At 72.9% G+C, this 11910-nt stretch carries 8 protein-coding genes and 1 pseudogene; 4 read left to right on the top strand and 5 right to left on the bottom strand.

All coding sequences use genetic code 11. The annotated features are described in order from the left end of the window. Positions 1 to 38 precede the first annotated feature (38 nt). The 3 genes from AB0L00_RS03295 to AB0L00_RS03285 all read left to right on the top strand — a co-directional run bounded on the left by AB0L00_RS03295 (position 39) and on the right by AB0L00_RS03285 (position 3949). Entirely contained in the window at positions 39 to 1496 is a 1458-nt protein-coding gene (locus tag AB0L00_RS03295; RefSeq protein ID WP_364427630.1) for a glycosyltransferase family 4 protein, read from the top strand. A gap of 12 nt (positions 1497 to 1508) precedes the next feature. Next, positions 1509 to 2777 carry a nucleotide sugar dehydrogenase gene (locus AB0L00_RS03290; protein WP_364427627.1) on the top strand — a complete coding sequence of 423 codons (1269 nt, stop codon included), beginning with the start codon at positions 1509 to 1511 and terminating at the stop codon, positions 2775 to 2777. Positions 2778 to 2845: 68 nt separating this feature from the next. Further along, positions 2846 to 3949 (top strand): glycosyltransferase, encoded by a 1104-nt coding sequence (locus AB0L00_RS03285; protein ID WP_364427625.1) that lies wholly within the window; start codon positions 2846 to 2848, stop codon positions 3947 to 3949. A gap of 90 nt (positions 3950 to 4039) precedes the next feature. On the opposite strand, the gene AB0L00_RS03280 is transcribed toward AB0L00_RS03285, so the two are convergent. Further along, entirely contained in the window at positions 4040 to 5824 is a 1785-nt protein-coding gene (locus AB0L00_RS03280) for a PQQ-binding-like beta-propeller repeat protein (protein ID WP_364427622.1), read from the bottom strand. A 68-nt stretch (positions 5825 to 5892) separates the two neighbouring features. Here AB0L00_RS03280 and AB0L00_RS03275 point away from each other — a divergent pair, with 68 nt between their 5' ends. Beyond that, positions 5893 to 8079 (top strand): UvrD-helicase domain-containing protein, encoded by a 2187-nt coding sequence (locus AB0L00_RS03275; RefSeq protein WP_364427620.1) that lies wholly within the window; start codon positions 5893 to 5895, stop codon positions 8077 to 8079. A 654-nt stretch (positions 8080 to 8733) separates the two neighbouring features. Here the strand turns inward: AB0L00_RS03275 and AB0L00_RS03270 are convergent. The 4 genes and pseudogenes from AB0L00_RS03270 to AB0L00_RS03255 all read right to left on the bottom strand — a co-directional run. After that, positions 8734 to 8886, bottom strand: a pseudogene (locus AB0L00_RS03270) (helix-turn-helix transcriptional regulator); the annotation flags it as partial. A 327-nt stretch (positions 8887 to 9213) separates the two neighbouring features. Continuing rightward, positions 9214 to 10074, bottom strand: a complete 861-nt coding sequence (locus AB0L00_RS03265) for a glycosyltransferase family 2 protein (RefSeq protein ID WP_364427617.1) — start codon at positions 10072 to 10074, stop codon at positions 9214 to 9216. Further along, entirely contained in the window at positions 10071 to 10862 is a 792-nt protein-coding gene (locus AB0L00_RS03260) for a CDP-alcohol phosphatidyltransferase family protein (RefSeq protein ID WP_364427614.1), read from the bottom strand. Before AB0L00_RS03260 ends, AB0L00_RS03265 begins: the two co-directional genes overlap by 4 nt. Next, positions 10840 to 11895 (bottom strand): iron-containing alcohol dehydrogenase family protein, encoded by a 1056-nt coding sequence (locus AB0L00_RS03255; protein WP_364428980.1) that lies wholly within the window; start codon positions 11893 to 11895, stop codon positions 10840 to 10842. Before AB0L00_RS03255 ends, AB0L00_RS03260 begins: the two co-directional genes overlap by 23 nt. Positions 11896 to 11910: the final 15 nt, after the last annotated feature.

Below are 11910 nucleotides of genomic sequence, written 5' to 3'. Positions count from 1 at the left end.
TCCCTTTCGTTCACGAACGATCCCTAACCTCGCCCGCCATGCAGGTGGCGAAGATGCTCTTCTTTGGAACGGTGCTCGCGTGGCGGCACGCGATCGCCGATCCCCGCCGTGCGGTCCGGCTGGCCGTACGGCTGGCGCTCCGCGCGGCACCCGGGCGCGTGCGCACGCGGTTCCGCGCGCTCGCCGCACCGGCCCCGCAGCGCGCCGACCGGGAGAACCGGGACCTGCGCGCGCTGCTCGCCGACGCCGCTCAGGTCAAGTCCCGAGACCACCGCCAGGCGCCCCGGCCGGACGGCGACCGGATGACGGTGCTGCACCTGGTCACGAACGCGCTGCCGCGCACGCAGGCCGGGTACACCGTGCGGACGCACCGCATCGTGTCCGCGCAGCGCGAGCTGGGCCTGGACCCGCACGTCGTGACGCGGCTCGGCTACCCGCTGACCCAGGGCGTCCGGGACGCGCGGGCGCGGTGCGAGGTGGACGGGATTCCCTACCACCGGCTGCTGCCGTGGACGCCGCCGCGCGGGCCGGTGCGTGAGGTGAGCAAGGCCGCCGACCTGGCCGGACGCCTCGTCGAGGAGCTCCGCCCGTCGGTGCTGCACGCGGCCGGCAACCACCTCAACGCGGCCGTCGCGCTGGAGCTGCGCCGCAGGTACGGCCTGCCGGTGGTGTACGAGGTGCGCGGCTTCCTGGAGGACTCCTGGCTGTCGCGGGACCCGGCGCGCTCGACGGGCGATGAGTTCTACCGGCTCACCCGCGAGCTGGAGACCGCCCGGATGCGCGACGCCGACCTGGTGGTGACGCTCGGCGAGGCGATGCGGGCCGAGATCCAGGGGCGCGGCGGCGTCGGCGACGTGCTGGTCGTGCCGAACGCCGTCGACGACAGCTTCCTCGCTCCCCTGCCGGACGGCGGGAAGCTCCGCGCCGACCTCGGCATCGCCGAGGGCGACGTCGTCGTCGGGCTCACCTCGACGTTCTACGGCTTCGAGGGCATCGACACGCTCATCGAGGCGGCGGCGCTGCGGCGCGACTTCACGCTCCTGCTCGTCGGCGACGGCCCCGAGCGGCCGGCGCTCGAGCGCCGCGCCGCCGAGCTCAAGGTCCCGGCGATCTTCACCGGCCGGGTGCCGGTCGATCAGGTACGTCGGTATCACGCAGTCCTCGATGTTTTCGCGGTCCCGCGGAGAGCGGACCGGGTGTGCCAGTTGGTGACTCCGCTGAAACCGCTGGAGGCGATGGCAGGGGGACTCCCAGTAATAGCAAGTGATGTCAAAGCGCTCCGCGAAATCATCGAACCGGGCGTGACCGGCACGTTAACTCTTCCAGAAGACCCGGAAGCTTGGGCGAATTGCCTGGACCAGCTCATTTACAGTCCGAAGCTACGCGGCGAAATCGGTCAGGCGGCCCGGAAATGGGTCGCGGCGAACCGCACCTGGCGGGCCGTCACGGCCCGCTGTCTCGGCGCCTACCGGGACATCGCCTCCGCAGCATCCTGAAGGGAGCCACTGGTGGATCTGGTGGTCATCGGACTTGGCTACGTCGGCCTCCCGCTCGTGCGGGAGGCCGGCCGCGCCGGCCTCCGGGTCGGCGGGCTGGACCGCGACGCCCGTGTCGTCGCCGGGCTCAAGGCCGGCCTGTCCCACGTCGACGACGTGAGCGCCGAGGACGTCGAGCACATGCTCGCCGCCGGGTTCACGCCCTCACGGGACGAGGACATCCTCGACGGTGCGCGCACCATCGTGATCTGCGTGCCCACGCCGCTGTCGACCGACGGCGGCCCGGACCTGACGGCCGTCCGGGCCGCCGCCCAGACGGTCGCGCGGCACCTGGACCCCGGCACGCTCGTGGTGCTGGAGTCGACGACCTACCCGGGCACCACCGACGAGGTCGTCCGGCCGATCCTGGAGGAGTCCGGCCTGGTCGCCGGCGAGGACTTCCACCTGGCCTTCTCCCCGGAGCGGATCGACCCGGGCAACCCGGTGTACGGCGTCCGCAACACCCCGAAGATCGTCGGTGGCCTCACGCCGTCCTGCGCGCACGCCGCCGCCGCGTTCTACGGCAAGTTCGTCGACCACGTCGTGCAGGCCAAGGGCACCCGCGAGGCCGAGATGGCCAAGCTCCTGGAGAACACCTACCGGCACGTCAACATCGCCCTGGTCAACGAGATGGCGGTGTTCTGCAACGAGCTGGGCATCGACCTGTGGGACTCGATCGCCTGCGCCGCCACCAAGCCGTTCGGCTTCCAGGCCTTCTACCCCGGCCCCGGCGTCGGCGGGCACTGCATCCCGATCGACCCGAACTACCTGTCGTACAAGGTGCGGTCCCTCGGCTACCCGTTCCGGTTCGTCGAACTGGCCCAGGAGATCAACGACCGGATGCCCCGGTACGTCGTCGAGCGCGCGCAGTCCCTGCTCAACCGCGAGGGCCTGGCGATGAAGGGCGCCAAGGTGCTCGTCCTCGGCGTCACGTACAAGCCCGACATCGCCGACCAGCGCGAGTCGCCGGCCCGCCCGGTCGCCCGGCGGCTGCGGAAGATGGGCGCCGACCTGAGCTTCCACGACCCGCACGTCGAGAGCTGGGAGGTCGACGGCGAACCGGTGCCGCGCGCCCGCGTGCTGTACACGGGGCTCGCGGAGGCCGACCTCGTGATCGTCCTCACCGACCACCGGGAGTACGACCCGGAGAGCCTCACCCGGCACGCGCGGCTGCTGTTCGACACCCGGGGCGCCACACGCCGCCTCGAGGAAACGGCCGCCGAACGCGTCGAATTGCTGTGACCTGATGGCCTCGTGGAATTCACCGAACATTCTTCCGCGCCCGCGAGACTCTCGGCGAAGTGAGAACAATGCGGATTTTCGTGTGCACCGTCGTGCACCATCCAGAGGACGCGCGAATTCTGCACCGGCAGATCCGCGCGCTTTTGGACGCCGGCCACGACGTCACCTATGTGGCGCCGTTCCGGACCTGTAATGTGACGCCCTGGCCCGAGATCGATCCGCTCGATGTCCCGCGCGCGACCGGCCGGAACCGGCTGCACGCGTTGCGGACGGCGCGGCGCGTCCTCGCCAGGCACGCGAAGGACGCCGACATCCTCCTGCTGCACGACCCCGAGCTGCTGCTCGCGGTGCCGCACCGGCTCCGCTCGCGCACCGTCTGGGACGTGCACGAGGACACCGCCGCCGCCCTGGGCGCCAAGGGCTGGCTGCCCGCGCCGCTGCGCGTCCCGCTGCGGTTCGCCGTGCGCCGGATCGAGCGCCGCGCCGAACGCCGGCTGAAGCTGCTGCTGGCGGAGGAGGGGTACCGTGACCGGTTCCGCCTTCCACACCCGGTGGTGCCGAACACCACCCACGTCCCCGACCTGCCGCCGGCCCCGCCCGGCGACGACCGGATCATCTACGTCGGGCAGCTCTCCTTCGCCCGCGGCGTGAACGACCTGATCGCGCTGGCCCGGCTGGTGCACGCCGACGGGATCACGCTCGACCTGATCGGCGGCGCCGACGCCGACGTACGGCCCCTGCTGCGCGACGCCCAGCGGGAAGGGATCCTCCGGTGGTACGGGTTCGTGCCGAACGACCGGGCGCTGCGCATGGCCGAGGGCGCCCTCGCGGGGCTGTCGCTGCTGCACGACACGCCGAACTACCGGCACTCGATGCCCACCAAGGTCGTCGAGTACATGGCACGCGGCATCCCCGTCGTCAGCACACCGAACCCGATCGCCGCCCGGATCGTCGAGGAGGCGGGCTGCGGCCTCGTCGTGCCGTTCGAGGACCCCGAGGCCACCGCGGCGGCGGTCCGGCGGTTGCGGGACGACACGGAGCTGCGCCGCGAGATGGGCAAGCGCGGCCACGAGGCCGCCCGCGCGCGGTTCCACTGGCCCGAGCAGGCCCGGTTGTTCGTCGCCCAGTTGGAGGACTGGGCCCGCGACGCGTCCAAGGCCCCGGTGGCCTGAGCCCGGCTACACGGCCGGGGGCCGGCGCCACGCGACGGCGGGCAGACGCTACGCGACGGCGGGCTGGCGCTACGCGGCGGCGGGCTGGCGCTACGCGGCGGCGGGCAGACGGGCGGCGATGACGGCGGCCAGGCGCGTCGCCGTGTCGGGCAGCCCGGAGCTGACGGTCACGATCGTGCGGCCGACCCGCATCACCACCGTGCCCGACGACGTGCCGATCGCGTACGCCTCGTTGCCGGCGCGCACCCGGTCCCGCGCGCCGTTCTGCGTGTCACGGGCGGCGGCGAACAGCGCCTTGGCCGCCCCGTCGTCGGGAGCGACCCACTGCACGGTGACCGACAGGACCCCGGCCTCCCGCTCCGGCCCGTCGGGGGCCCGTCCCCGCGCGCGACGCGGCCGGAACGTGCAGCCGGCCGGCACGCGCAGGCCGTCGACGGCGGCCGCCGTCGGCTCGCCGGAGTATCCCCGCGGCAGGTCCCGCTTCGGCAGCAGGGAGCAGGCGTCCGGCCACTGACGGGCCGGCACGCCGGCCAGCTCCGGCGGCCCCGCACCGCGAACGCCGCCCCGCAAGGCCACCAGCCTGGCCGCGCCGAACGGACGCGGCCGCGCGGCCGGCGCGGCGACGTAGAGCAGCCCGCCGCCCGCGGCGAGCCAGGGCCGTACGCCGTCCAGGCCCGCCCGCAGGACGACGGGGATCGGCACCGTCGTGCCGTTCCCGCTGACCGGGTCGATGACGTCCACACCGGCGGGCAGCAGCGGATCGGCGAGCCGGGACCGCAGCCCGTACACCAGTCCGCCCGCGACCGACAGGGCGCTGTAACCGGGCATGTCCCGATGCCAGGACGACGAGCCCGACGCGATGTCCACCGACTCGAGGCGACGCGTCGGCGTCGCGTCCTCGGGCCGCCGCCCGGTCTCGTAGGCGACGAGCAGATGCCCGGCGGTCACCGCCATCGGGCACATGTCGCGGCACAGGTCCTGACCGGCGCGGTCGAGGAAGACCCGCCCCTTCTGGTCGAACGCCTGCAGCGACGAGCCGTCGAAGACGACCGTAACGTCGCCGCCGACCGCGAGCGCCGAACGGGCGGTGCTCCGGGTGACGACCGTGAAGTCCGTACGTCCCTTGACCGGGTCGACGACCAGGATCCGGTCACTGGCACCGCAGTCGATGCTGAAGGCGGCGATCTGCTCGCTGCTGTCCGACGCGTACGGCACCGCCTCGGGCAGCAGGCAGCCGTGCGGGAGCCGCTTGGCCCACAGCCGCCGGCCCGTCGTCGCCGACCGGCCGTACAGCGTGTGCCGCCCGTCCTCGGTGACGAACACCACTCCTCCGGCGGCCGGCCAGCGCAGCGTGGTCCGGTCGATGGCGGCGGGCACGTCGCCCCGCTGCCGCCACAGCAGCGTGCCGTGCACCGCGTCCAGGCCGACCATGAGGCGGTTGCCGCGATGCCCGGTGCGTTCGAGGTAGGCGATGAGGACCTGTCCCGTGCGCGCCCAGCCGAGCATCGACCACTCGGCGCGGTAGTAGTGCCAGCGCTCCCGGCCCGTACGCGCGTCCCGGACGTCGAGGCCGTGCCCGGACACGACGACGAGCTGGCCGTCCATGATGGCGTACGCCACCCGGTCGTAGGCGGGCAGGTCGCTGTCGCCGACGGGCGTGCTGAGCTGCCAGCTCATGGTCACCGGCGTCGCCGGCGGACCGAGGTCGGCCAGCGGCGGCTGCGGCGCGTGCGTGACGGTGCGGTTCACCTGCCACCACTCCGCCTGGAGGACGAAATGGTCGGCCAGCACCCCACCGACGATCACGGTCAGCAGGGCCGTCAGGACGCTCAGGACGATGTGCCTACGGCTCCGCGCGGACTCGACCGTGATCACCCCTTCCCATGTGTGCCACGCACTGCCGAGCGTACGGGGTTCCGCGGCGGCGCACCGATAATTGGTCCATGGTCCCGACCGTCAAGGACGAGCAGATCGCCGCGGAACAGTCCCGTGTCGACGAAGCCTACGCACGCCTGGAGGAGATGCGCGCAGGCGCTCGCCGGATGCTGGAGGAGGGGTACCGCCAGGCTCAGGCCGGAACGAAGGGCTCGCTCGTCGACCGGGACGCGATGGTCCACCAGGCGGCCGTCCGCAGCCGTGCGCTGGACGTCGCCGAGGAGGGCCTCGTCTTCGGCCGCCTCGACCTGGTCGGCGGCGAGACGCTGTACGTCGGCCGGATCGGCGTCCGCACCAGCGAGCACGACTCGCTCGTCATCGACTGGCGTGCTCCGGCGGCCGAGGCCTTCTACCGCGCCACCCCCGAGGACCCGCGCGGCGTCGTACGCCGGCGGGTGCTGCACTGCCGGGGCCGCAAGGTCGTCGACCTGGAGGACGACCTGCTCATCCCCGACGCCCGGCCGGATCTGACCATCGTCGGCGACGGGGCGTTCCTGGCCTCGCTGGCCCGCAGCCGGGAGGGGACGATGCGCGACATCGTCGCCACGATCCAGCGCGAGCAGGACGAGGTAATCCGCGCCTCCGCCGACGGCACCGTCATCGTGCAGGGCGGCCCCGGCACCGGCAAGACCGCCGTCGCCCTGCACCGGGTGGCGTACCTGCTGTTCCGGCACCGGCGCAGGTTCGGCTCGCGCGGCGTGCTGATCCTCGGCCCGAACCCGCGCTTCACCGCGTACATCGAACGCGTGCTGCCGTCCCTGGGCGAGGGCGGCGCCACCCTGCGCTCGCTCGGCGACCTCGTCCCGGGCGCCGCGGCGGCCGCGCACGACGCACCGGAGCTCGCCCGCGTGAAGGGCGCCGCGATGATGACGCGCGTCCTGCGGCGTGCCGTACAGGACGCCCCGCCGGACAGCCCGGACATCCTCCGCACCGTCTACCGCGGGGTCGTGGTGTCGCTGGACCGCGAGACCCTCGACCGCATCCGCCGGGAGGTGCACCGCACCGCCAACGGCTCGGTCAACACCGCCTACCCCCGCGCCGCCGACCTGCTCCTCGGCGCGCTCTGGGAGCGGTTCTGCGAGGTCGGCGGGCTGGACGACGCGCCGGGGACGAAGCGCGCGGCGTTCACCGCGCACGTCCGCGACGAGCGGCGCTTCGTCGAGTTCCTGCGCGACTGGTGGCCGGTCCGCCGCCCCGCCGACGTGCTGCGCGCGCTCACCGACCCCGACCGCCTGCGCCGCGCCGCCGGCCGCTCGCTCAACGACCGGCAGGCCCGGCTGCTCGCGGAGTCCTGGCGCGGCCCCTGGTCCTACCTCGACATCGCGCTGCTCGACGAGGTCGGCGCGATCCTGGGTCCCCCGCCGCGGCCGCCGCGCGGCAGGAAGCGCAAGGCGGAGGACCCGTTCGTCATCGACGGCGTCAACGTCTTCACCGGCGAACGCGTCGAGGTGGAGGACGACGACGAGCCGACGCTGCGCGAGCTCACGACGTACATCGAACGCCGCGAGCAGGCGATGCGCCGCGACGACGAGGACGACGCGGACCTGCCCGTGGAGTACGCCCACATCGTCGTCGACGAGGCGCAGGACCTGTCGCCGATGCAGTGGCGCATGCTGGGCAGGCGCGGCCGGTCGGCCACCTGGACCATCGTGGCCGACCCGGCCCAGAGCGCCTGGGAGGACTCCGCCGCCGCGCGCAAGGCGCTGGACACCGCGCTCGGCCGCCGGCCGCGGCACGCGTTCGAGCTGACCACCAACTACCGCAACTCGGTGGAGATCGCGGACGTGGCCGCGCGGGTGCTGGCCCGGGCGGTGCCCGAGGCCCGGCCGGCCCGCGCCGTACGCGCCTCGGGCCACCGCCCGGTGATCCGGCACGTTCCGGAGCTCGACGGCAACGTGCGCGCCGAGGCCGCCGCCCTGGCCGACGCGGTCGAGGGCACCGTCGGCGTCATCCTGCCGGTGGGCCACCCGGCCCCGCCCCTGCCCGGCCTGCCGGAGCGGGTGCAGGTCCTCGACGCCCTCGAGGCGAAGGGCCTGGAGTTCGACGCGGCGCTGATCGTCGAGCCGGGCGAGATCGCGGACTACGCGCGGACGGGCCTGCGCACGCTGTACGTCGCCGTCTCCCGCGCCACCCAGCGCCTCACCGTCCTCACCACCGCCCCGGACTGGCAGGAGTTGCTGTCGGGCACCGGATAAGAGCCTCGCGCGGCTCATCCGGTCCAGGACCCGGCGCGCGTAGCCGTCGGTGGTCTGGATCTCGGCGAGCGGCATCACGGGGAGCCGTACCCGGGTCAGCATCGGGATCTCGCGCCGGAACGAGGTCGCGCGCAGGCACTTCTGCGACAGGTCTGTGATCTCCGTCCACAGCACCGGCGCGAACTCCTCCACCAGCCGGATCCGGAACTCCCCGTGCGTGCACTTGTACGAGAAGGGGTCCTTTCCCGAGGCGCACGGCGGCATTCGGCCGTCGGCGGCCGCCCCACCGGTCGCGGCGAGGTCCTCCTCATCCTCCTCGGCCGCGCGCGGGTCGAGGGGCATACCGCCCCACTGCAGCCAGTAGGAATTCCAGCGGGAGGCGCGCATCTCGTCCAGGAGGTCCGTCAGCCGGTCCAGCGCGTCGGGGTCGCGGGGGACCGCGACCTCAAAGACGGTGACAGGGACCGGTGCCCCCTGCAGCGCTGCCGCCATCAGACCATCGGCGAGGTACGGAGTCTCGGCGAACCAGGAGACGAAGGACGTGAACTCGATCTTCCAGTCGGCGACCCGCTCCTTCAGCGGGCGCCCGGCCGCCGCGGCGATGGCCGCGTCAATCGCCTCCCACCTCGGCTGCGCCTCCAGGTGTAACTCCAACTCCATCGCTTCCAGGATCCGGTCGGCCAGCGGAAGGCTGACATTGCGCGTGCCCCGCTCGATGGCGCTCAGCGTCGCCACGCCGACATCACACAGGTCGGCGAGGCTCCGCATGGACAGCCGCCGTGTCCTCCTCGCCTGCCTGATCAGCATCCCGATCCGCTGACTGCTCCCATCGGACATGACAGCATCATCGGCCGTACTGACGGCCGGCATCCACCGCCATCTCCAGGCTGTGGAAAACGCGTGTATGAGCGAACCCGGACGCGGGCCCGCTGGCACGGCCTGGGACGAGTCCCGGACAAGGCGGACCGCCGGATCCGGGGGTGGAGGCGCTGTTTTCCGCGCCGTCTACTCAGCGGAGAATTCGTCTCCTCTGAGTAGACGGCGCGGAACGAGGCACGGCACCCCCGGGGCGCTTCCGTCCCGGTCTAGGGCGTTTTGTCGCGCTGACCGGGTCGGCACTTGCTCGCGCGCCGCCTAGATGATCGGGGGGCGGCCTAGGCGGGTCATGCGCCAGACGGTGCGCCAGGAGATGGGACGGCGCTTGCCGGCGGGCTTGCGCCAGCCCTCGAGGAAGCCGCCGAACCAGGGGCGCAGCGCGGCCGGCTTGCGCTCGCGCAGGACCGTCATCCCCACCCACACGCCGAGGTAGGCGAAGACGAGCGGCCACGGCAGGTTGCGCCGGGCCAGCCAGACGCGGTTACGGGCGTTGAGCCGGTAGAACATCTCGTGCCGGGTCGGCGCGACCGCCGGGTGGAACATCACCGACTCGGCGTCGTACACGATGCGGTAGCCGGCGTTCAGCGCCTGCCAGGCGAGGTCGGTCTCCTCGTGGGCGTAGAAGAAGTCCTCCGGGAGCCCGCCCGCGACGTCGAACACGGCACGGCGCATCGCGCAGGCGCCGCCGAGGAACGTCGTGACGTCCGACGAGCGGAGCGGGTCGCCGGCGCGCAGCCGGGGGACGTGCCGCCGCTCCCCCGGACCGCCCTCGGGGTCGCGCACCCGGAAGGACACGATGCCGAGCTTCGGGTCCCGGGTGAACATGTCCCGCAGCCGCGCGCCGAGGTCCGGCGATTCGTACCAGCCGTCGTCGTCGAGGAAGAGGATGAGCTCCCCGGACGACGCCTCGACGCCCCGGTTACGGCCGCCCGGGATGCCGAGGTTCTCCGGCAGGCGGACGACCTTGACGTTCTCCGGCCAGGAGCCGGGGACGTCCGCGCCGTTTCCGACGAGGACCACCTCGACGTCGACCCCGATCTGGCCCAGCGCGCTCTTGACGGCGCGCTCGAGCTCGGCGGGCCGGTTCCCCATGGTCAGCACGACGACGGACAGCCTCATTTGAGCCTCCGGGACGCCACGATGCTGACGAAGTGCAGGCCCGTCTGGAGGACGGCGACGACCGCGACGGCGACGGCCAGCACGCGCGTGGCGGTCAGGCCGTGCGTCAGGTGGTCGACGACCGCGGCGGCCACGATGAGCAGGGACAGCTCGACCGCGCCGATGATGCGGTGCAACTTGAGCAGGGAGGCGGCCTCGCGGGCCAGCGCCAGTCCGGTGGACTCCGGGCGCAGCGCCCGATCCCCGGTCGCGGGGTCGGCGGGCAGGCCCGACTTGGCGCGGGCGACCACGACGTTGTCGGTCTCGGCCTTGATCAGCGCCGCGCCGAGCGCGGCGAGCAGGCCGAGCTCGACGTAGCCGCCGTTCTCCCACGCGCCCTGGGCGCGCACGCCGAGGCCGGCCAGCAGCGTGACCTCCGACATGTAGTGCCCGATCCGGTCGAGGAAGACGCCGGTGATGGACGTGCGCTTCCGGAACCGGGCGACCTCGCCGTCGGAGCAGTCCAGCAGCAGGTAGGCCTGGATCAGCACGGCGCCGACGATGGCCCAGATCAGGCCCGCGGTCCCGCGGCCGTCGACCGCGACGGCCACGCCGCCCAGCATGCCGCAGGCGATCATCATGTAGGTGAGCTGGTTCGGGCTGAACCCGATCCGGATGAACAACCAGGTGAACAGCGGCGAGATGCTGCGCATGTACAGCCGTCCCGCCCAGTGCTCTTCGTTCCGGCGTTCCTTGAGGCCGGGTGGCTGTCCGCCCGCCCGTACCTCAGCCAGCGAAGGTGCCGACATATTCGCGTACCGCTTTCAGCACAGCGCCCTCGTCGAGTCCGAGGTGCTCGAGGATGGTGTATCGGCCAGGCCGTGTCTGGGGAGCGTAGAGCACCGCCTCGGCGAACTGCTCCTCGGTCAGACCGATGTCATACGGAGTCTTGGGCAGCCCGTGACGGTCCAGGCATGCCACGATCTGGTTGAGGCGTTCCGCGCCCTCGCCGAGGTGGGCGGCGCGCAGGTGGTAGCAGAACGCCGCGCCGATCCCCGCCAGCTCGCCATGGTTGGCGGTGCCGGGGAACAGCTGGTCGATCGCGTGCAGGATCTCGTGGTCGCCGCCGCTCGACGGGCGCGAGGACCCGGCGAACGACATCGCCATCCCCGACAGCACGAGCCCCTCGGCCAGCACGGTGAGGAACTCGTCCGACTCGATCGACTTGGGCTGGTAGATGAGCGCCTCGGCGGCCGTACGGGCGAGGGTCAGCGCGAGCCGGTCGATCGGGTCGCCCTGCTCCCGGCCCGCCAGCAGCCAGTCGTCGACCGCCGAGAAGTTGCTCAGCACGTCGCCGACCCCGGCGCGGACGAGCCGGTCCGGCGCGGCGCGCACGTAGTCCAGGTCGACGACCATGGCCAGCGGCATCGTCACGCCGAAGGTGTTCTTGCCCTTCTCGTGCTCCAGGGAGGCCGTGGGCGAGCAGATGCCGTCGTGGGAGAGGTTCGTGGCGACGGAGACCATCGGCATGCCGGCGAGCGTCGCGGCGTACTTCGTGGCGTCGATGGTCCGGCCGCCGCCGATGCCGACGACCGCCTCGTACGAGCCGCTGCGCAGCCGGGAGCCGAGCTCCACGGCGGCGTCGACCGTGCCGCCGTCGACGTGGAACACCTCGCACGCCTGCAGGCTCGGCCGTATGTGCTCGGCGATCTGGTCGCCCTGCCCCGGCCCGACCGCGATGGCGACGCGGCCCTCCGTGGCGATCCGCCGGTCCGCGAGCAGCTCCCCGAGGTGGGCGATGGCCCCGCGCCGCACGTCGATGGACAGCGGCGCGGGGAGCATCCGCGTGAGCAGCGG

Source organism: Actinoallomurus sp. NPDC052308 (genome assembly GCF_040679195.1).
In the GTDB taxonomy this organism is placed as follows: domain Bacteria; phylum Actinomycetota; class Actinomycetes; order Streptosporangiales; family Streptosporangiaceae; genus Actinoallomurus; species Actinoallomurus liliacearum.
This window is presented reverse-complemented; position numbering and strand designations above follow the sequence as displayed.